The organism is Veillonella parvula, assembly GCF_047241225.1.
GTDB classification, from domain to species: Bacteria; Bacillota; Negativicutes; order Veillonellales; family Veillonellaceae; genus Veillonella; species Veillonella parvula_O.
In genome coordinates this window covers 219,242-242,394 of sequence record NZ_JBKTIE010000002.1, presented here as the reverse complement: position 1 = coordinate 242,394, position 23,153 = coordinate 219,242, and the positions used below count along the sequence as shown (strand labels likewise).

The 23,153-nt window shown below is 38.7% G+C and carries 15 protein-coding genes; 12 read left to right on the top strand and 3 right to left on the bottom strand.

All coding sequences use genetic code 11. The annotated features are described in order from the left end of the window. Positions 1-13: 13 nt before the first annotated feature. The 7 genes from ACLRYO_RS04615 (at position 14) to ACLRYO_RS04585 (ending at position 11,896) form a co-directional block, all read left to right on the top strand. Positions 14-844 (top strand): hypothetical protein, encoded by an 831-nt coding sequence (locus tag ACLRYO_RS04615; RefSeq protein ID WP_004698137.1) that lies wholly within the window; start codon positions 14-16, stop codon positions 842-844. Between the two features lie 41 nt (positions 845-885). After that, complete coding sequence (locus tag ACLRYO_RS04610) at positions 886-1,752, top strand: hypothetical protein (RefSeq protein ID WP_105087156.1); 867 nt, start codon at positions 886-888, stop codon at positions 1,750-1,752. Between the two features lie 197 nt (positions 1,753-1,949). Continuing rightward, positions 1,950-3,269, top strand: a complete 1,320-nt coding sequence (locus tag ACLRYO_RS04605) for a dicarboxylate/amino acid:cation symporter (protein WP_105087155.1) — start codon at positions 1,950-1,952, stop codon at positions 3,267-3,269. 289 nt (positions 3,270-3,558) lie between these two features. Continuing rightward, a complete protein-coding gene (locus tag ACLRYO_RS04600; protein ID WP_105087154.1) occupies positions 3,559-4,596 on the top strand; it encodes a nicotinate-nucleotide--dimethylbenzimidazole phosphoribosyltransferase in 1,038 nt (345 codons plus the stop codon). Between the two features lie 9 nt (positions 4,597-4,605). Then, a complete protein-coding gene (locus ACLRYO_RS04595) occupies positions 4,606-5,919 on the top strand; it encodes a DUF389 domain-containing protein (RefSeq protein ID WP_105087153.1) in 1,314 nt (437 codons plus the stop codon). A gap of 373 nt (positions 5,920-6,292) precedes the next feature. Next, positions 6,293-7,126: a MetQ/NlpA family ABC transporter substrate-binding protein gene (locus ACLRYO_RS04590; protein ID WP_413084691.1), complete on the top strand. Its 834-nt coding sequence runs from the start codon at positions 6,293-6,295 to the stop codon at positions 7,124-7,126. A 513-nt stretch (positions 7,127-7,639) separates the two neighbouring features. Further along, entirely contained in the window at positions 7,640-11,896 is a 4,257-nt protein-coding gene (locus ACLRYO_RS04585; protein ID WP_413084690.1) for an acyl-CoA dehydratase activase-related protein, read from the top strand. 711 nt (positions 11,897-12,607) lie between these two features. Here the strand turns inward: ACLRYO_RS04585 and ACLRYO_RS04580 are convergent. Then, the gene (locus ACLRYO_RS04580; protein ID WP_004698123.1) at positions 12,608-13,795 is read right to left on the bottom strand and encodes a multidrug effflux MFS transporter; all 1,188 of its coding nucleotides are present in this window, start codon (positions 13,793-13,795) and stop codon (positions 12,608-12,610) included. A gap of 219 nt (positions 13,796-14,014) precedes the next feature. Between ACLRYO_RS04580 and ACLRYO_RS04575 the strand changes: the two genes are divergently transcribed. Further along, complete coding sequence (locus ACLRYO_RS04575; protein ID WP_155085932.1) at positions 14,015-14,299, top strand: PepSY domain-containing protein; 285 nt, start codon at positions 14,015-14,017, stop codon at positions 14,297-14,299. Between the two features lie 144 nt (positions 14,300-14,443). On the opposite strand, the gene ACLRYO_RS04570 is transcribed toward ACLRYO_RS04575, so the two are convergent. Both ACLRYO_RS04570 and ACLRYO_RS04565 read right to left on the bottom strand, forming a co-directional pair. Continuing rightward, positions 14,444-16,081, bottom strand: a complete 1,638-nt coding sequence (locus ACLRYO_RS04570; RefSeq protein ID WP_004694986.1) for an L-lactate permease — start codon at positions 16,079-16,081, stop codon at positions 14,444-14,446. 295 nt (positions 16,082-16,376) lie between these two features. Next, the gene (locus tag ACLRYO_RS04565; RefSeq protein ID WP_004698291.1) at positions 16,377-17,516 is read right to left on the bottom strand and encodes an Ldh family oxidoreductase; all 1,140 of its coding nucleotides are present in this window, start codon (positions 17,514-17,516) and stop codon (positions 16,377-16,379) included. A gap of 580 nt (positions 17,517-18,096) precedes the next feature. Here ACLRYO_RS04565 and ACLRYO_RS04560 point away from each other — a divergent pair. From ACLRYO_RS04560 to ACLRYO_RS04545, 4 genes are all read left to right on the top strand, one after another. Continuing rightward, positions 18,097-20,100, top strand: coding sequence for a molybdopterin-dependent oxidoreductase (locus ACLRYO_RS04560; protein WP_413084689.1), 2,004 nt, complete (start codon positions 18,097-18,099; stop codon positions 20,098-20,100). A gap of 204 nt (positions 20,101-20,304) precedes the next feature. Further along, positions 20,305-21,642 carry a branched-chain amino acid transport system II carrier protein gene (gene brnQ, locus ACLRYO_RS04555; RefSeq protein WP_004694992.1) on the top strand — a complete coding sequence of 446 codons (1,338 nt, stop codon included), beginning with the start codon at positions 20,305-20,307 and terminating at the stop codon, positions 21,640-21,642. Between the two features lie 149 nt (positions 21,643-21,791). Next, the gene (locus ACLRYO_RS04550) at positions 21,792-22,865 is read left to right on the top strand and encodes an iron-containing alcohol dehydrogenase family protein (protein WP_413084688.1); all 1,074 of its coding nucleotides are present in this window, start codon (positions 21,792-21,794) and stop codon (positions 22,863-22,865) included. A gap of 44 nt (positions 22,866-22,909) precedes the next feature. After that, positions 22,910-23,146: a DUF1653 domain-containing protein gene (locus tag ACLRYO_RS04545; RefSeq protein WP_021148568.1), complete on the top strand. Its 237-nt coding sequence runs from the start codon at positions 22,910-22,912 to the stop codon at positions 23,144-23,146. The last annotated feature ends 7 nt before the right edge of the window (positions 23,147-23,153 follow it).

Genomic DNA, 23,153 nt, shown 5'->3' with positions numbered 1-23,153 from the left:
ATAGGAGAGAGTTTTGTTTCAAGGATTTTATGGCCTATTAACGGTTATGCTATGTATGTTGTTTGCAGTTGTGGCAACCCTATTTAATATAGCGCCTATTACATACATGGTTTTTGGTATAGCTATAGTATTGAGTGTGTTACTGCAATATGGTCGCTTTAAGAAACGAACTATATCTGAAAGAGCCTATAATCGATTGGCTTGTGGTTTGTTTGTTGTCATAACCCTTTGTATATCTTGGCTCGTAGCTGATTGGCTTAAATATGATACTCAAACGACTCGTGATCAAACTGATGGTTTTGAGTTTAGTACGATGGATTGGAAACGTGGTTGGCCTGATAGTGATGAATTACCAGAAGGATTAAAGCGTCCTAGTGTACTTCCAGAAGGGATTATTAGAGCCTCAGCATCTGGTGATGACTTAGCTTGGGCGGGTGCATATCCTACGAAATATACCGTTTTAGAAGGGGACCCTGCAGTTATTGCACAGTATGAGAAAATTGCAAAGGCACAAGCTACTTATCAAGTACAAATCGATAAGCATGGTGTTTTACGTGATTTAAAAACGGGAGAACGAAAAACGTCAATATCTCATCCGAGTGAATATAATATTATTGAAAGTATAAATGAAGAGCCAATAAATCTACCTAAGCGAGATTTTGTTGAATGGTTGCGCTTTGCACCTAGAAAAGAAACAAAAACGGTGGTTAATCAAAGTACTAGCTCCGTTCGTAATCATAGACTATATGTATTTGTAGATAATGGTGATATAAAAAGGCCTCATTTTGTAGAACTGTTAATCAATGATGATGGGACTCGAGCTGTGTTTTATCAGTCGAATTAAAATACTTAAGACTTTTACAAATTCGATTGTGGAGAGTGTATATGCGACAGTGTTTAATGTATTTAAAGAATTTGTTTACTGAGCCTCCATATAGAAAAAGTATATGGTTCTTTATAATTCTTTGGGTACTAACATTTTTGTTTTCGGATGAGATATCATATTCTGGGTTATACTATCTGATTTTGTTAGTAGCTACGATTGTGTTATTGTTTGAAAAATGTGGAGTAATCGATAGTGAGAAAGCTATACGAAAAAGATTTTTAACATATTTTTATGTAATCTTTTTTCTGTGTATGCTTCCCACATTAGCTGTTAATTTAGCATTTTCTGCTATAGGGGTATCTCATTATGATACAAAACAGTGGCACTCTACATGGCCCTCATCTAAAGCGGGGTATATTCCGGCTCCATTACAAACACCTAAGTCTTTACCAGAGAGCTTGAAAGTGGTTTCTTCTGCTGAGGTAATTGGATTGGGTGGGAGTTATAGTTGCTTGGTATTAGATGGTGATGAAGCTACTATTTCACAGTATGAGGAAACTGTTAAATCTCATGCTTGGTATTCGTTTGTAAATGGCAGGAAAAATGATAGTACCTTTAAAGCACTTAATTCATTTACATATCCAAAGGATAGAAATTTATTAGTTAGTGACGTGAATGAATATTATGAGATTATTACCGTTCAACGACAAAACTGGAAATTATTTCCCTGGGTAATTGATGGTACACAGAGTATCGGTGATGATCCTAAGGAAGATTATTATTATAGTACTCGGATATCAGCTGAGAAATATATAGTATATGTTGTTTACCATAACTTTGATCATGATCAGCCTAGAGTCATTTACTTTATGTTTAATCCAGAGCGAACGCGAATGATTACTGTAGATATAGATATGTATCATTAGTTTTTATTAGAATGTCTATAAAAAATTGAAATAATACTTGAATATATTATAATGTGTTCAAATATTGGAATTGACAATTTTAAATCATATCTCTATAATGTGAATTAAAGAGAGACTCGGATATTCACTGTCCCAGCCCTAGGGCTGGGATTTCTTTTTTTAGTCTCTAGTAGTTTAGTTTGTAGAGAGGTGTTATTATGACAGATCAAAACGACAAGAATGTGGATGTCTTAGCGCAAGAGATTACCTTAAAAAGTCGTGGTCAAGGTAAATTGCGCCAGTTCATTTTATGGATGGGGGCACTCATCATTGGTGCTATCTTAGGATGGCAACATATTCCGGCTTTAAATGAGCTCTTTAATTTTATTGCAGCGATCTTTACCCGTTTGTTTCAATTTATCGCAATTCCAACCGTATCCTTAGCAGTAATTACTACATTATCCATGCTAGGTGCTAAAAAGGATACAGGTCGTATCTTTGGTCATGCCGTAGTGTATACTTTGCTAACCACGATTTGTGCGGCGGCTGTAGGACTTGGCTTATACCTTTGGATTGCACCAGGCAACTTGCCAATTGATGTAATCGGTGCTGGCGCATCTCAAGTACCAGAAAAACTCGGTACCGTTACCTATTACGATCATTTCTTATCCGTTATTCCAAATAATATCTTGCAACCTTACTTACAAGCTAATGTATTGTCCGTAATGTTCATCTCCGCATCCGTTGGTTTAGCCTTTGCTTTCATGCCACGCACAGAAAATCGTGAAGCGGTGTTGAAAGTGTTATTTGGTTTACAAGAGTTATTGTTCACGTTGATTAAAGCATTGCTTTATGTATTGCCAATCGGCATCCTTGCCTTTGCAGGTCAATTATCTGCACAAATCGAAGCAGGCGTCATTGTTGGTGCCTTAGGTAAATATACGGCTGTTGTTATTGGCGGTAACTTGATTCAATTCTTTATCGTAATTCCATTGTTCTTGTTATTCCGCGGTTTGAACCCTGTGGATGTATTCCGCAAAATGTCTCCAGCTGTAGCCGTTGCGTTGTTCACAAAATCTTCTGCAGCAACATTGCCTGTTACATTGGCATCTGCTGAGGATAATTTGAAAGCTCATCCTGCAGTAGCTCGTTTCGTATTGCCAATTTGTACAACTATTAATATGAATGGTTGCGCAGCTTTCATTCTTGTCACATCCTTATTCGTAATGCAAAATGCAGGAATGGAATTAACTATGGGCACAATGGTGGCTTGGTTATTTATTGCTGTTCTCGCTGCGATTGGTAATGCAGGCGTTCCAATGGGCTGTTATTTCTTAACCTTGTCCTTGATGAGTTCCATCGGTGCACCAATTGGTTTGCTTGGTATCATCTTGCCAATCTATACGATTATCGATATGATTGAAACCGCTGAAAACGTATGGTCTGATGCATCTGTATGTGCCATGGTTGACCATGACCTTCAAGGTAAATTGGACGACTCTAGTGGCGACGACATGCCTCAATTCCAAGGTGCTTAAATTCGTAGGTTAGATAGACTTAAGAAAATACTTAATTATATAACTCAAATAAAAGGTTATCCTGTAAGGGGATAACCTTTTTTATCTACTAGAGTGCTTGTAATTGTGTAATGATAATTTCGATTAGAAATATAGTTGTTAGAATACTAAATTTCAAAATTAAATTATACTTCTAAAAACTAATAATAGTCACATTACTAGATATGCATTTTATGTTATACTTTCAGATAGAATAATATCGAATTGATAGAAGGCTAGTTGGCACATTAGGTGCGGATTAGAGATTAGAATGAAAGATAAGTCAGTATTACCGATAGAGAAACAATTAAATAAATTTCTCCAACCAAAATGCCTTATCCCAGGTGGTCTTGGTTTATGGGAAATATATTTCCGTAAGATTTGCGCGGCTTGGGGCGAGATTAATGGTGAAATCCGACCACAGCATATCATATTTTCTGCTGATAATGGTTGTAATATGGAAGGTTATGTAGGCTATAACTACGAGGTGACACAAAAGCAATCTCGTAATATGTTACTCGGTGGTTCATCGGCGACACAATTTTGTAACTTTAACAATATTCCTTATGAGGTTGTAGATGTAGGAATTGCCTCAGATGATGGTATTGGTGTGAATCGCAAAGTAGCGAAGGGTACAAAGAATATTTTGAACCATCCTGCCATGGCTGAGGATGAATTTAATAGCGCCTTTCAAGCTGGATATGAACGGATTCAACATTATGTAGAACAAGGAATCAATCTGTTCTCCTTTGGTGAAATGGGCTTGGGTAATACAACAACCTCTGCTTGTGTTTTGTCTGCATTAACTGGAGCTAAGCCAACGGAAACCGTGGGCCCTGGTTCCTGGCCAGACAAACCAGAGCTGATGAAGCGTAAAATTGATTTTGTTCGGTCTGTTTTAGAGCATCATAAGAACAATATGGCTTCTGAACATGAGCCTGACCGAGTTCGTAAAATCGTAGCTCATGTTGGGGGCTTTGATATTGCCGCTATTCTTGGGGCGATGCTGGCTTGTGTAGATTTTGAAAAGCCTTTTGTTATTGACGGCTTTATAACATCTGTGGCAGCTGCTTGTGCAACGCACATAAACGCTCGTATTAAGGACTATGCATTGCCATCGCATTATTCTAAAGAAAAAGGTACGGAAATCGCTTTGGCTGAGGTGGGGATCACTCAAGACATGGTTCCTATTCAAGCACAAATGTCGATGGGAGAAGGCACGGGGGCCATCTTGATGGTTCAAATGCTAAAAACAACGCAGCATATGTTTGTAAATGTGGGCACCTTTGCAGAGCTGATGAAATTATAAGGAAGAAGAATGGAAATAAATAAATACTTTGATATACATTTTGAGCGAGCCGATGATGCAACCATTGCTAAAAGGTTGATAGGTGGGGCTAAGATTAAGGGACCTGCTTTGGTTATCCTGATCCTCTCCATGTTTATTGCCTCTATTGGGTTGAATATGAATAGTACGGCAGTTATTATTGGTGCTATGCTTATATCGCCGTTGATGGGACCTATTCTAGCAACTGGTTTTGGCTTCGCTACGCTTAATTTTACAGTTGTGAAAAGCGCTATTTTAAGATTATCCTTACAGATTACGATTGCTGTTTTGGCATCTACTTTATATTTTTATATTTCCCCCGTTCAGACGGCTACATCTGAACTATTAGCGCGTACAGAACCGAGTATTTTTGATGTATTTATTGCTATATTTGGTGGGTTAGCTGGGATTATTGGGCAAACGCGTAAGACCTTAGATAATGTTATACCAGGGGTCGCGATTGCAACTGCACTTATGCCACCACTATGTACGGCAGGGTATGGCCTTGCTAATGGAAATTGGAACTATTTCTTTGGGGCTGGCTATCTATTCTTTATAAATGCATTCTTCATCTTCTTTGCATCTTTTATTGTTTTAAAGGGTGTATATAGTTTGCCATTCCATAAACAAGCAGAAGAGCTTATTCGTCGTAATCAGCTAATATTTCTTGTGATTGGTTTTATTATGGCTATACCAAGTATTTATGCAGGCTATGATATGACCATCAAGTATTCTGAGTCAAATCATATAGAGCAGTTTATTAAGAACGATATTAATCAAGATGGACGTCGACAAGTGATTGATTATTCATTGGATCGAACGAATAAGCTAGTAGACTTAGTAGTTATAGGAGCTCCTGTGAATTCAGAAGAGCAAGCCCAGTTGGATGACAAGTTACAGAAGGATGAGTACTTGCAGCCTTATACATTGCGATTTGTTAATAGCGTAGATGAGAATAAATCTACTATGGATAAGACGAACTTAAATAAATCTTCGGAAAATCTTGAAAAATATAAAAATTTGAGTAATCTGTACCAGCCGACTTATCAACTAGTAAGTGAAACTATAAACACAATGAAAACGACAGAAGCTGAAGCAAAGGCGTTATTCCCGTTTGTAAGCAAAGTGGAAGGCATGCCTTTGATAGATAATCTTGAACAGGCTAAAGCGAGCCGTTATATAGTGATTATTCGTACCACGTCTAGTGTATCTGATGTAGACTCGAAACGAATAAAAGCTTGGTTGGAGGCTAAGTTATCAGCACCTGTAACTATTTCTATTGAGCAAACAACGTCAACTTTATAATTTGATCTTTTTGATTTTGATTAGATTGTTTATTATATAGAGCGACATTTATAACGGTACTAAGTTTGATTTTAGCTATTAGGTATATTACCTAGTAGTACGGGAAATTATCTTAGTACCGTTTTTATTTGCTTGGTATAGTTAAACGTTATTATTTTATCCTTGCTATAGATTTTAGTTATAAAGATTAATATATAAAATCTATTATACAAGTAGGATTTAAATTGCTATACTTACAACATCGAAATTATTAAATAATTGAATGTAGATACATGAATAAGAATATATAAATTTATTACAATATCTACGTGTGTTGTATACGCGTGAGTCCTCGTCAATAGATGTAGGTGTTCATCGTAGATAGGAGGATTACATGAAAAAATGGTTAGCATTAGCAGCGATGGCCGTATTAGGCGCGTCCTTATTGATTAGTGGTTGTGGCTCTTCCACAACCAATGAAAGTTCCAGCAATGCTGGTAGCTCTAAAGCAGAGGTGTTAAAAGTGGCAGCGAACCCTGTACCTCATGCTGAAATCTTAAATCAAATCAAGCCTTTATTGGCTAAGGAAGGTGTAGATCTTCAAATCATTGAATTTACAGACTACATTCAACCAAACATGGCATTATCTAGCCATGAAGTAGATGCAAACTTCTTTGCTAACGTGCCTTACCAAAATAACTTCAATAAAGATTATGGTACAAACTTCGTAAGTTTTGCACCAGTTCACATCGAACCATTGGCTATTTACTCTCAAAAAATTAAAGATTTGAAAGATTTGCCAAATGGCGCAAAAGTAGCGATTCCATCTGATCCAACAAACAGTGCTCGTGCACTTTTATTGTTGCAAAGTGCAGGTCTTGTAACTTTGAAAGACCCAACTGGTTTGACTAACACACCATTTGATGTGACTAGCAACCCTAAAAATATCCAAATTACAGAGTTAGAGGCAGCTCAAATTCCTCGTTCCATTCAAGACTTAGACGCAGCTGTAATTAATGCTAACTATGCATTGCCAGCAGGTCTTAATCCTACAAAAGATGGTTTATTCGTAGAAAAAGCGGATTCTCCATATGCAAATCTTCTTTCCGTAAACCCTGGTGATGAAAATAAACCAGCTATTCAAAAATTAGCTAAAGCATTACAATCTCCAGAAGTTAAGAAGTTCATTGAAGAACATTACAAAGGGGCTATTATCCCAGCGTTCTAATCAACTGATTTGTTAATAACATAATGTATTTCACAAAGCATCTCCTCAGATTAACTTTATTGATACGAATAAGACGTACTGTTTTATGAACTAACCCCAAAATTGGAATCAATTTTGGGGTTAGTTTCTTATAAATTACATTTTGTCTAATGCAATTAATACATTTGATTTGACCTGTTATGTTGCAAAAGATACGTTACTTTTCATTGTAAAATGGTATAATATTTTTTACATCCTATTATATATATGACTTTGAAATTCAAATCTTAACATATTTTCTATAACATTTTAGATATAGAAATAACTTAGATTTTAACTGCTATTGTTGTATAATAAAGATAGGATATTTAAAAATTTAGATATTTTGGTGAAAGTATTATATCCTTATCTAATTTAATTATTTATTTTAGATGCTTAGTACAGTATATATGTTGTACATATTACATGTGAGACTTTCACAAAATAAGTATGGTCACTTAGGTGGTTATACGGTCGTTAAAAAGAGAGGTATTTATGCAGCACATGCTACGCATGGGGATTGACGTGGGGTCTACAACGGTTAAAGTTGTATTATTGGACGAACACGATAATTATTTGTATAAAAAGTACATACGCCATTATGCAAACATATTGGACACCGTATATACTTTGCTACAAGAGGCTCAAGTAGGTCATGAAGATGCTCTTGTTCATGTATGTATTACTGGTTCTGGTGGGATGGCTATGGCCGAAAAGGTGCGCATCCCATTCGTACAAGAGGTGATTGCTGAAACGCGAGCTGTAAAAGCCCTCTATCCAGAGACAGACGTTATCATCGAACTTGGTGGTGAAGATGCGAAGGTTACGTATTTAGGTCAAACTGCAGAACACCGTATGAATGGTTCCTGTGCTGGTGGTACGGGTGCTTTTATCGACCAAATGGCGACCTTATTGCAGACAGATGCATCTGGTCTTAACCAATTAGCCATGAATGCTGATACGATTTATCCAATTGCGGCACGTTGTGGCGTATTTGCTAAAACAGATGTACAAGCTTTGTTAAATCAAGGCGCATCTCATGAAAATATTGCAAAATCCGTATTCCAAGCAATTGTAAACCAAACGATTGCTGGCCTTGCCTGCGGACATAAAATCGAAGGTAATGTAGCATTCCTTGGCGGTCCATTGACATTCTTATCCGAGTTGCGCCAATGCTTCTGCGATACTTTAGAGTTGGATGAAGCGCATCGCATTATCCCTGAGAATGGTGAGTTGTTCATTGCTTTAGGGGCGGCATTGATGAAAGATGAGTGCCGTGAGATCACTGTTGGTCAATTGACAAAGGAAATCGGTGCACTTATCGGTATTCCTATGGAAGCTACAGACCGTGTCGATCCGCTATTTAAGAATGAACAAGAATTAGAAGAATTTCGTGCTCGTCACGCTAAGGCGGTAACGCCAAAGGCGAATATTGAGGATGCTCAAGGTCCTTGCTATCTTGGTATTGATGCTGGTTCTACTACGCTAAAGGTAGTACTCATTAATAGCAATAAGGAAATTATCTTCTCCCACTATGGTCCTAACCACGGTAAACCATTAGAAAAATCTCGTGAAATTATTGAGCAAATTTATACATTATTGCCTAAAGGTGCTTATATTGCACACTCTGGCGTAACTGGCTACGGTGAGGCCTTTCTTAAACGCGCCCTCGGCATCGATATTGGTGAAGTAGAAACGATGGCTCACTATCGTGCGGCCCGATTCTTCTGCCCTGATGTGTCCTTTATTTTGGATATTGGCGGTCAAGATATGAAATGCTGTAAGGTTCGTGATGGGTATATCGAAGATATCGTGTTGAACGAAGCTTGCTCCTCTGGTTGCGGCTCTTTTATTGATACATTTGCATCCGGTCTACGAATTCCAATCGATCAATTCGCAAAAGAAGGGTTATTGGCGCCTATGCCAATCGACTTAGGCTCTCGTTGTACCGTATTTATGAACTCTAAGGTTAAGCAGGCTCAAAAAGAAGGTGCTACGGTACAAGATATCGCGGCAGGTCTTGCTTATTCTGTAATTAAAAATGCCCTTTATAAGGTTCTTAAGGTGAAAGACCCTAAAGAATTAGGCGATCATATCGTTGTACAAGGTGGTACGTTCTATAACGAATCCGTTTTGCGTGCCTTTGAGAAATTGATGGGCGTAGAGGTGATTCGCCCTGACGTATCTGGATTGATGGGTGCATACGGTATGGCTCTTCTTGCAGCGGAAACGGCGGAAGAGTTACAAAAGGGTGAAAGTACATTGCTAGATAGTGAAGGCCTTAATTCTTTACAAGTATCTACGACAATGCGCAATTGTGGCCTTTGCCCAAATAACTGCATGCTTACTATCAATGCTTTCTCCGATGGTCGTACGTACGTAACGGGCAACCGTTGTGATCGCGGTGCTGGCGATATGATCCAAGAGAAACGTAAGCCAGTTCCTAACTTGGTAGATGTAAAATTACGTCGTTACTTTGATTACTACTTGAAGAAAAACATTCCAGAGTTTGAAGGTAAAATGCGTGTAGGTATTCCTCGCGTTCTCAACATGTATGAGGACTTCCCATTCTGGTTTACATTCTTCAATAGCTTGGGTTATGAAGTAATCCTTTCAGATTATACGACTAAGGATCAATACAATAAGGCTATCGATACGATTCCATCCGATACGGCTTGCTATCCAGCAAAAGCTGTTCATGGTCACATTCGCGACTTAGCGAATGCACAGGTAGACTTTATTTGGTACCCTTGTATTCAACATGGCCCTAAGGAATTTAGCCGCGACAATAATTACCATTGTCCAATGGTTATTTCCTATCCAGAACTTATCAAAAATAATATGCAAGAGGTATTGGGCGATACTCCATTCCACGCACCATTCTTGCCGTTAGCTGATAAAAAATCCCTTGTTCCGGCCCTTGTGAAAGCATTGGATTTTTTAAACTTAAAGAAGAAGGATATTGCTAAGGCTGTAGACCTCGCTTGGGAAGAGCAGGAAAACTGTAAAGCGTCTTACCGTGAAACGACAAAGAAAACTGTGTCTCGCCTCGTGGCAGAACAAATTCCGACAATCGTATTGGCTGGCCGTCCATATCATTTGGACTCCGGTATTAACCACGGTATTCCTGAACTTATCACATCTCTTGGTATGGCTGTTCTTACAGAAGATGGCGTTGCACCATTAGGCAATGAAATCAAGCATTTACGTGTTGTAGACCAATGGTCCTACCATAGTCGCCTATATCGTGCCGCTGAATTTGTAAGTAGAACTGAAGGATTCCAAATTGTAGAGCTTAACTCCTTTGGTTGTGGACTGGATTCTATCGTAGCAGATCAGGTAAAAGATATACTTTCAGCAAACCACAAAATCCATACCTTGCTCAAAATCGATGAAGGTACAAACCTTGGAGCCGTGACAATCCGTTTGCGATCCTTGCAATCTGTAATGGAACGTAGTTTGCGTCGTCATCATAATCCTGAGGCGCCGGAAGAGGTAGTGGTAGAGAAATTACCAACTTACGATTACAATCGCGTTGTCTTTACAGAAGAAATGCGTAAGACTTATAAAATCTTGGTACCACAAATGTCACCATTGCATTTTAGCCTCTTAGAGCCAGTTCTCAAAAATGAAGGATATGACTTTGAAATGTTGCCAGCGCCTACGCGTGACGATATCGAAGTGGGTTTAAAATACATTAATAATGATGCATGTTACCCAGCGATTATCGTTGTAGGGCAGCTCATGTCCGCACTATTATCCGGTAAATATGATGTAGATAAGACGGCTGTTATCATCTCTCAAACTGGTGGTGGTTGTCGTGCTACAAACTACATCGGTTACTTACGTAAAGCATTGATTGATGCTGGTATGAAACAAGTACCTATTCTATCTCTTAATGCGAGTGATATGGAACGCCAACCAGGCTTTAAGTTGACAAAAGGTTTCTTACATCGCATGATTCAAGCTGTTGTATACGGTGATGCGCTCATGCAATGTGTTCTTGCCACACGGCCATACGAGACAAATCCTGGTTCTACCGATGCATTATGTGATTATTGGATTAAAAAATTACGTGATAATATTACATCTGCCAGTCTTCGACAATATAATAAGTACATCAAAGAAATCATTCATGACTTTGATAACTTGCCAGTCAACAAGGATGTACAGAAACCTCGTGTTGGCGTTGTAGGGGAAATTTACGTTAAATTCCATCCAAGTGCTAACAATCATATTAATGAGCTCATTGAAAAGGAAGGCGGCGAAGTCGTTACATCTGGCTTGCTAGATTTCTTCTTGTATTGTGCAATGGATAGCACATACCGTGCTAAGCACCTTGATGGTACATGGCTATCTGGCTTCTTCGGTACATTGGCTCGTGAAGCCCTTGAACTCTACCGCTTGCCATATGCAAAAGCCGTAGCAGCGTCAAAACACTTTGACCCGTTACAACGTATGACAGAAGTAGCGAAAGAAGCAGCTCAATTCATCGGACTTGGTAACCAATGTGGTGAAGGCTGGTTCCTCACAGGCGATATGATTGACCTCATCGAAAAAGGGGCTAAACAAATCGTATGCTTACAACCATTTGGATGTTTACCAAACCACGTAACAGGTAAAGGCATGGTAAAAACACTATCCGCTGCCTACCCAGACGTGCGAATCGCAGCTATCGACTACGATCCAGGATCCAGTGCGGTTAACCAAGCAAACCGATTGAAACTACTACTATCGACAATGTTTGAATAAGGGTGCTCTGTTATATTTTCAATGGGGCTCCGTGACAACTACATAACACTAGTATAGAAAAAACACAGCCCTCTCTTGGCTCAGTACGGCGCTACACTTCGTAAAATCGCTGCAGAGAGGGCTGTGTTCTTTTCTATATACACCTGTTATGAAGCGGTCCCATTGAAAATATAACTAGTGCAGTGGGGAGAAGTTGGGATGGAATTTAGTGAATAAGCGATAAGGTCCCTTACATTTTATAATGGGGCCCGAATACAACTGCATATTACTAGTATAGAAAAAATACAGCCCTCTCTTGGCTCAGTACGTCACTACGTTCCGTAAAATCGCTGCAGAGAGGGCTGTATTCTTTTCTATATACGCTAATTATGAAGATGTCCCATTGAAAATATAACTGGATAGAGGAGGGGGAAGAAATGTGGAGATGTGCCTATGGCACATCTCCTTTCTCCTACAATCAGTTGTGTAGGTGGTTTTCGTTATTATGCCTAGGTGTTTGTAGAGTTAAAGAATTAATCTATTTTGAAATATGCTTGTAAAGCCCAACAATGGGACGCCTCTATAGATATAATGTTAATATAAATACGATACCCCTTTCCGAAGCGATTTTACGAAGTACTGAGCAAGGAAAGGGGTATCTTATTTATATACTAATATTATTTTGTTGTAGTCGGGCCCCATTGTGGGGCTTATACAAATGTGTAAAAGAGATTAATCTTTTTCTACCAAACCATATAGGCACAATAAGGAAAGCACTGCACATACTAGCATTGTAATCCCCATGGGAATCCCCGTATATTCCCCACCAATACCAACTAATGGAGATACGATTCCTGCAGAGAACATGCTAGCAAAGCCAAGTACTGCAGAGGCACTTCCAGCCATTTTACCGTATTTAGCCATTGCCATAGAGAAAGAGGCAGAGCCAAATAGGGATACTGTACATACGGTAAAGAATAGAATGGCCGTTACAGGAATAAGTGGCCATTCGAAAAGCATAGCTATTAAGAATAGCAAGGAGCCGATTGTTAGTTGCCAGAGGGCAAATGTTAGTAATTGTCGAACTGTGATTACATTACTTAATCTAGCGCTTATGGCACTAGCTAAGATAATACCACAGCTATTGATACCAAAGAGATAGCTAAATTCTTGTGCAGATAGTTGGAAGATGTTTTGGTATACAAAGGATGAACCTGAGATATACGCAAAGAATCCACCAAAAGCAAAGAATTGGATTAGTGTTTGCCCAAGGAATCGCTTATCTTTAATAAGCGTAATGTAGTTCTTTGTAGCAGTTGCAACGCCACCTGTAACGCGTTTTTCTTTAGGTAAGCTTTCACGGAAGAGAAGAGATCCCACTAATAGAATAGCAGAAAATATTGCTAAAATAACGAAGATAACGCGCCATGTAGTGAATAGTAATAATTGACCTCCGATGAGCGGAGCGATTACTGGCGCCAAACCGTTAACCATCATGAGCAATGCAAAGAGTTTAGTCAATTCTTGACCAAATGCAAAATCTCGAGCGATGGCCTTAGCAATTACAACGCCCACAGATCCTGTTAAACCTTGTAGAAAGCGTCCTAGTAAAAGTATTTCAATGCTTGGTGCATAAGCACAGATTATGCTAGAGATAACGCAAAGTAAGTTGCCTGTTATAAGAGGCAACTTGCGGCCCATAGTATCACTAATAGGACCTCCAAATAATTGACCTAATGCAACACCAAAAGTCATCACACCAATGGTCATTTGAATATTTGATGCAGATGTATTTAGTTCACTAGGCATAATTGGTAATGCTGGTAAATATAAATCTGTTGCAAGTGGTGTGATGGCTGTCAACAGACCAAGGAATACTACTAAGATGAAAGAGACCTTAGCAGAATTTTCTTGAGTCATAAAACCCTCCTATACTAAAGTGAGAAAAATAAAAGTCTGCGAATCGCACTTCGCAGACTGCATTTAATTTTTTCTATTTGATACGATGTATTTTACCATGATTGAGAAAAAATATCTATATGAAATATTGACTTTGCTATATCTCTATTTATAGATTACAATTAGTATATTAATTATATCTAAAAATATCAATGTGTTTATTGGCGATGGGAGAATTATATGAAATATTTACTAAAAGGTTTTGTGTTAGCTGCAATAGTAGTAATCGGGACAGCTACGATTTCATCTGTAGAAGCAATTAGTTCTGATGAGGCTGTTCAAAGCGCCTTAGCACGTGTGCCGGGTGCAACAGTTGCAAATGTAACTGAATTCAATCGTGATTATGAGAATGGCCGTTTAGAGTATGAAGGTGAAATACATTATAACGGTTATGAATATGATTTTGAAATTGATACAGATACTGGGACCTTTACTAAATGGGAAGTAGAGCAAGCGGCTTATTAATAGATTGTTACAATTATTTATAGCAAATTAGTGAACTCTAAACTGTATTATCATTAAGCCATGTTATATGTAGTATTCTCATATGTGGCAACAAAAAAAGAACAGCTCGTGAAAAGCTGTTCTTTTTTGTATTGTTACCAGTTCTTAGAAGAAGAAGTGGTGAATTTCATGGATGAAATGTTGACCGAAGAAGGAGATACAACCATGCATAACGATGAAGATCAAGAAGTATTTGAATGCGCTGTTCATGATAACGCTTGCTTCGATTTCATGTTCTAGTTTATGAGCTTCTTCAGCACTGATTTCTTTGTGGTTTTCTAGGTATGCTTTTAAAGCAGGTCCTACGGCACCAATAGAAATCGCGATGGATTGTGGGGACAACATTTTGCCGATACCAGCTGCACCGGAGTTAACTGCTGCCAACCAGAAGCCAAGGTCTTCGAAGTTTGTAGGATCTAAACCTTGAGCTGCAGCGATTTGAAGTGGACCAAACAATACGTTGGAGTTTGTACCAGAACCAGTTAAGAATGCACCCAACGCACCCACGATAGGAGCGAATAGAGGATACAATGTACCTGTACCAGCAACCATTGCTTTTGCAATGTCTGCAGTCATACCAGAGTAAGTCATTAATTTAGCTGTCATAACAACTGTGATGATTGTAAGGTATGTGAATTTCAAGTTTTTAACTGTGCTACCCAATGTACCGAAGATTTCGCCAGCTTTTGCTTTTTGGATGAAACCACCAACAATACCAGCGATAAAAATCATAATACCAGGAGTTGCAATCCATACGAATGTGTAAGGTTTTGCACCAGCACCTTGATAAATAGGTACAGATGTTTTAATGGACGCAAGAGGACCATTAATTGCAGGGAACAATTTAGAAGTTAATAACAATAATACGAAGATTAAGATGAATGGCATTGCAGCTACAAGGCCTTCGCCACCAGAAACTTTAGGGACTTCGCCAGTTTGTTTAACTGCGTATTTAGGATCATTAGGAGGCATGATTTTTGCACAACCAATGATAACTGCCATGATAACGATGGATGCAGAAATTACGGATAATTCTGGACCCATTACAGCGTTGATTACAGTTTCAGGAACTGCTAATGCTAAACCAGAAAGCAATGTTACAAGGAATACGCCTTTTAACGCTTTAATACCGCCACCAATAATCATAACAACAAAGAATGGAGCGATAAGGTTAAGCAAGAACAATTGTACGGAAATGAATGTACCTAAATGGCTTGGATCAAGGTTTGTTAAGGATGCCAATGTAGTTGTTGGAATCCCGATAGAACCAAATGTTGTTGGTACGGAGTTTGCAACGAGACATGCGATGATAGATTTAAGTGGGTCAAAACCTACGGCAACCATCATAGCTGCAGGAATTGCAACGGCAGTACCGAAGCCAGCCATACCTTCCATGAAGGCACCAAAGCCCCATGCAAGTAGTAATGCAAGTACACGAGTATCAGATGTTACAGAAGAAAGCATGGTTTTAATAGTTTCCATTGCTTTCGTATGTACTACCAAGTTATAAACGAAGATAGCAGCTGTAATAACTAATAGGATTGGCCAGATTGCCAATGCGGCACCTTCAAGGGCACCAGTGACCATAATAAATGGGTCAGCTTGGAATGCTGTAATAGCGATAATGAAAGAACCAATCGCAGCAACACTTGTTGCTTGCCATGCAGGTAATTTCAAGATGGATAACGCTACAATCAACCAAATGATTGGAGATAGCGCTAATAGAACGGTGATAGCACTCATTTCTAAGATCATCCTTTCAAGTAAAACAAAAATATATGCTCAACAGGACGACGTAGTTTAATCAATTTAATTGATGAATAAATCGCTATGATGTTAATTTGTAAAAGTTCAGTTAAAATAAAAGCTTACAATAAAATAACAGATATACTTATCATAAAAATTGATATAGTACATAAAATTTTTTAACCTCATAGCCTATGAGGTTAAAAACATAAGAGAGGGGACATAAACAGTGTTTATGTCCCCTTCTGTACTAACTACAAGTCCTTGTTAGGGCCATTACTAAGTTTAGGTATTAGTAGTTACCTTTGAACATTGTAGCAGGAGCTTCTGGTACATAATCGCCGAAGTAGGATTTGAAGTCTAGACCTAATTCATTGCAAAGGTCTTGAACTTCAAGCATTGTACCGTTAAGTACAGGGATGCCTTCAGCTTTAACTTTTTCAACGGATTCATGTTCTTTTTCGCCATGAGTATAGATACGATCTTGACCTTGAGCTTTAGGTGCTTCACGTAATTCTTGTAAGAATTGGGAGAAGTGTTTTTTGATTTCCGCAGGGTCACCGAAGAATTCAGGGTTGATAGCCATGAAGCCATGACAGATGTTGGATTTACCACCAACCATACATTTGTTGGAAGTACCACCTTGGGACAAGATAGAGGAGAACAACTCAGCAATCATGCCGTTACCATAACCTTTGTGACCGCCAAGAACTTCTGTAGCACCACCTAAAGGAAGGATACCGCCACCTTCATGACGGGAGATGTTGCCCAATACTTCAGCTGCATCAGTGGAAGGAACGCCGTCTTTATTAACAGCCCAGCCATCTGGAGTAGCTTTGCCCATTTTGTTGTACATTTCAAGTTTACCACGAGTTACTACTGTAGTGGAGCAATCGAAGAAGAAGTCAACTGGATCAGCTGGTACAGTCCAAGCGATAGGGTTAGAACCAAGCATAGCTTTACGAGCATATGTAGGAACCATGATTGCTTCGGAGTTTGTACAAGAGAAACCGATTAAGCCTTGGTCGGATGCCATTTTAGCATAGTAACCGGCGATACCGTAGTGGTTGGAGTTACGTACGGATACGATACCAACACCGGATTTTTTAGCTTTTTCGATAGCCATTTCCATAGCTTTATGACCCAATAATTGACCCATGCCGTCATGACCGTCGATAACTGCAGAAATTGGAGTTTCTTTTACGATTTCAGGTTTAGCGTCGATTTTAATCAAGCCATTAGTGATACCTTTATGGTAACGAACCATACGTTGCATACCATGGCTTTGAATACCGAACAAGTCAGAAGTCAAAAGTACGTCTTGGATGATGTCAGCTTCTTTTTCGGAGAAACCAAATTTTTGGAAAGCGTCCATGCTCAATTTTTTTAGTGTTTCATAAGGGAATAACACAGTGTTTTTTGCGTCTGCCATCGTTAAAACCTCTTTTCAGAAAATATGTACCTGATATAGCTACTTCACATTAGATAACCATGAATTCAAAATGATTTCTTGTGAGTTCTATATCCTCTCAAATGACACTGTCAGTATAGCACAGAAACAAGTGAGATTGAATAGTCTTACAGTCTGAACGACATTACTAAATACGCATACGTACCGGTGATTTTTGTCACATAATCTATACGACACTATTAAAATGTCTGATTATACCTAAAACTATATGGTTATGACTTTTAGTAATGATTACATGATTTTTTTGAAGAATTTTGGTATTTTTATAGAACTTATTAGTATATCTGTTTAGGCATTGGACAAGAATGATAATGGATAGATATCGATAAAACTTGAAATGTCTAACTATATATATCAAAATAAATGATGAGGTCATAAATGTAATGTGATAATCGAATGCATTGATATACATAAAATAATCATTTCTAAAACCTTTTTAATTCAGAAGATGTGCAAAAGGTTATACTTATACGAGTCATACTATAATATAATATAAATATACATCCTATAGTTTATACAATTTATAAGCGAGGTGCTTATTATGAAAGAATATAAATCTGTATGCCCATACGATTGTCCCGATGCATGCGGTCTCATTGTATCAGTCGATAATAATAAAGTAATATCTGTTCGAGGGGATAGAGCACATGCTTTCACAAGAGGTACACTATGCCCTAAGATGGCACATTATGAAAAGGTAATCCATTCTCCATTGCGCTTGAAGTCCCCTATGAAGCGTGTCGGTAAAAAGGGAATTGGTGAAGATCAGTACACTCGTATTAGTTGGGATGAAGCCCTTGATGCAATTGTCAATAATTTCAAAGAAACTATTGATACTTATGGCAGTGAAAGTATTTTGCGTTACTCTTATGCAGGAACAATGGGGGTTATTCAGAGTCCTGCAGCAGATTATTTTTTCCGTTGTATTGGTGCTACAGACCAAGATCGAGGTATTTGCTCTCCTGCTAAACAAGCGGGGTTCCGTTCTGTTTACGGTGATACCTTAGCGATTAAACCACAAGAGGCGCAACATAGTGATCTTATCGTCTTGTGGGGGATAAATGCGACAGCCACAGATGTTCATATTTTACATGATGTGAACATTGCGAAAAAGAAGGGGGCTCGCGTTTGGATTATCGACACTCATAAAACTTATACTTTTAGCCAAGCTCATGAACATATTTACGTTAAACCAGGAAGTGATGGGGCACTAGCTTTAGGGATGCTCCATATCATTCATCGTGATGGCTTGGCAGATATAGATTTTATTAAGAAGCATGTCCAAGGCTACGATGAGTTGGTAAAAGAGGTGTTGCTTGACTTTACGCCGGGAAAAGCGGCTGAAATTTGCGGTGTTTCTGTGGAGCGGATGACTGAGTTTGCTCATGCTTATGCAAAGTCAAAAGCGCCGTTTATTCGTCTCGGCAGTGGACTATCTCGATATGGCAATGGTGCTATGACATGCCGTGCTATTAATGCCTTGCCTGCTGTGGTTGGAGCATGGCAATATCCTGGGGGTGGATTGTTGTCGAGTGCTAGTGGTAGTAAATTTATTGGCAAAGATGTGATGCAACAGGCTCATGTTCATGCGCCAGCTAAACGATTGATGCCTATGATTAAACTTGGGGAGATGCTTACAAATCCCGAAAGAGTTGGGGTCCATAGCTTATATGTGTTTTCCTCAAATCCTGCTATTACAGCACCTAATCAAAATGTGGTTCGTAAAGGTTTGATGCGTAATGACTTATTCACAATTGTGCATGAGCGTTTTTTTACGGATACCTGTAAATATGCGGATATTATTTTGCCGGCCACAACATCTGTAGAGCATGATGATATTTATAATTCTTATGGTCATTACACAATTGGTACGGGTTACAAATTGATTGAGCCAATTGGTGAATCTCGTTCCAACTGGCAAGTTATTGCTGAGTTAGCAAAACGCATGGGGTTGGAGGATGATTTTTTTGACCTTAGTGAAAAAGATCTTATTGAACAAATTGTGCGGACTTCGAGTCGTATATCCAAGAGGGACCAAGAGTTGATTTTAAATGGTGAGCCTGTGGAGATGACGGTACCTGAGAGTTATAAGATGGATTTCAAAACACCGTCTGGAAAAATTGAATTATATAATCCGCAGGATGTAGAACCATTAATTCGGTATATGCCTCCATATGGTGATAATGCACCGTTTTGGCTTATAAATGGTAATGATATTCGAATTTTGGACTCTAGCTTCTGCGAATTAGACTTTAATGATCCTGAGTTGATGAAACTTCGCATCCATCCAGAAGATGCAAAAATGTATAACATAAACGATGGTGCTGAGGTAGAAATCTATAACGATCGTGGCAGTGTAAAAATTAAAGCATACTACGACGATGAAGTACAGAGCGGGACATTGGTAACACTAGGTGTATGGTGGCAATCTCAATCGAGTGATCCTCACGTGGCAATCAATGCGCTTACCGCAGCTCGTCCTACCGATCAGGGATGGGGGAGCACCTTTTATGATGTACAAGTTCATATAAGAAATCTTTTGTAGTGAATGACCAATTAATAGTCTGTAATGATTACTGTAAAATAGGAATTTATCTACTTATTTCTATAAGTAAAAGTTAAAGTCTGTTACTTATGGGAATAACTCTATACGGATATAGAATAGTGAGGATATTTTTCTTGTATACCCAAGCCCCTTTAGATTATAATAGTAATATTATTTTTATATAACCTAAAGGGGGTTACATTTATGAATGGTAACGATAATCTGTCGACCCGTGCTTATCTGGCTATAGGCATGATGTTATTTGCTCTATTCTTTGGGGCAGGGAACTTGATCTTCCCAGCGGCCTTAGGTCAACAAGCTGGTGATAATGTCGGTTGGGCATTGCTCGGTTTCGTATTAACTGGTGTAGGACTTCCACTCTTAGGGGTTGCAGCTATGGGTTACTCTTCCTGTAAAGATGTTGAAGAACTTGCAAGTCGTGTGCATCCGATTTATGGCTTGTTGTACACAATTTCTTTATACTTGAGTATTGGTCCAATGTTTGCGACGCCGCGTACTGGTACTGTAGCTTATGAAATCGCAATTAAACCTTTTGCTGAAGGTTTAAGCATGAATATGAATATGGAACCAATTTTCTTGGCATTATTCTTTGGTATTTCTTTGTGGTTATCTATTAGTCCGCAAAAACTTGTTAACCGTATCGGTAATATTTTGACACCAGCTTTACTACTTGTAATTTTGTTGTTGATTGTTAAATCCTTTATTACTCCACTTGGTGGGTATGCGGTACCACAACCGGCATATGGTGATGCACCAACGGCTGTGTTACAAGGCTTCTTAGATGGCTACAATACAATGGATGCCTTAGCTTCCGTAGTATTTGCTATTCTTGTAATCGATTTTGTACGCCTCAGTGGTGCTACATCTCGTGCTGTGATTACAAAAACAGTAATGGAGGTAGGTGCAATTGCGGTAGGCCTTCTTGGTATCGTGTATGTATTTATCGCTAATATCGGTGCTACAAGTGTTGAACGCTTTGGTTTGTTCGAGACAGGGGCTCCTGTATTGTCCGTAAGTGCTAACTATTTGTTTGGTGAGTTCGGTCAAATCATCTTGGCTATCATCGTTCTGCTAGCTTGCTTGTCTACAAGTATTGGCCTTATCACTTCTTGCGGTACGTATTTCCACAAGCTGACACCAAAGATTAGCTACAAATTATATGTAGTAATTTTCTCTCTAGCGGCGTTTGTCCTCAGTATGTTTGGCTTGAAAACAATCATCAGTGCAGCAATCCCTGTGTTGATGCTCTTGTATCCGTTGACTATCGTAATCATTTTGTTGGCACTTCTTCATAATGTGTTTGGTGGTCGTCGTTGCGTATATGCATGGACTATGGCTTTCACAATGATCTCTGCCCTCATGACTGGTCTTGAAACTGCAGGTATTGCACCTACAGCTTTGGAACAACTCTTTGCTCAATATATTCCATTCCAAAGTGCTGGTATGGGATGGGTGAGCTTTGCGGTATTAGGCTTCGTTGTAGGCCTTATCCATAAAGGTCTTGCTTCCGATAATAAGTAATAAAGATAAAGGCTCTATGCTTTCATTTTGTGAGAGTATAGAGCCTTTTTATGTTTTGATTGTTGTCATATAAAATTGATTTTGTGTTTAGAAGTTTCTATAATAAGGATAAATAAGGATATAAATGATAAAAGAAGGAAGGAAATTTTATGCGTAGTACTCATTGTTTACCTAGTTATAGTTTTGGAGGTCATGATGTATTTGACGCTATTCCAAAGTTTACAAAATTATATGGCAAGTCTGTAGCTATCATCGGTGGCGAAACAGCTCTTTCTAAAGCTTTGCCACACATTCGTCCCGTGCTTGATAAAGCGGGGATTAAGGTGCTAGATATTATCCACTTTGGTGGAGAGTGTACTTTTGCTCGAGGCAAGGAAATTGCACAAATGGCATCTGTAAAAGATGCGGACTTTTTGTTTGCTGTTGGTGGTGGTAAGGCCATGGATACAGTAAAAGTAGTAGCTATAGAGTTAGATGATAAACCATTCTTTACAATTCCAACCATTGCATCTACTTGTGCGGCAACGTCAGAAGTGGCAGCTGTATACATGGCAGATCATACTTTTGATGACGTAGCTTTTGTAAATCATCCTCCTGTGCACTGCTTTATTGATGCTGATATTCTCGTAGAAGCACCAAGCCGTTACTTGTGGGCAGGAATGGGAGATACTATTGCAAAACACTATGAAACTCATCTTTCTGCTCGCAATCGCGAGCAAGACTATAATACTCAGTTAGGCCTTACTCTAGCTTCTATGTGTAGTGAACCAATTTTAGCACATGGTATACAAGCCTATAAAGATAGTCAAGCTAATAAACGTAGTGATGCCTTTGATACCATTGCTATGACTGTTATCTTTACTACCGGTGTTGTATCAGGTTGTGTTCCTATGGCATATAATAGCAACATGGCTCATGCTGTATGTTATGGCTGTGTTACTAATAAAGAAACAGAAGAAAATCATTTGCATGGTGAAATAGTAGCTTATGGCTTACTTATTTTGTTAACCGTTGACCAACAAATGGATGAGTTACAACGGTGGTTGCCAGTATATCGCGAATTAGGTTGGCCTACTAAACTTTCACAATTAGATCTTACTGCATCGCATATTCCTCAAATTGTTGAAAAGGCTACATCTGTTCATGATATTGATGTATCTCCATATAAAATTACAGCAGATATGTTGACTAAAGCTATTCAATATATGGAATCTCTTGATTAATATGGTTTGTAACTATTTGTGTATGTTATGTGATGAGGTTATAAATGCAAGAAATTGTAAAGGGTGGCTTATATCGTCATTTTAAAGGCATGTATTATTATGTGCTAGATGTAGCGACTCACTCTGAGACGGGTGAAAAGTTTGTAGTATATCAGAAACTGTATGATGAGCGCGATATGTATGTACGTCCCTTAGAAATGTTTGTGAGCGATGTGGATTGTGAAAAATATCCAGATGTAGTGCAAAAAGAACGATTTAAGTTAATGAGTGGACGTGATTAGGAGGGCC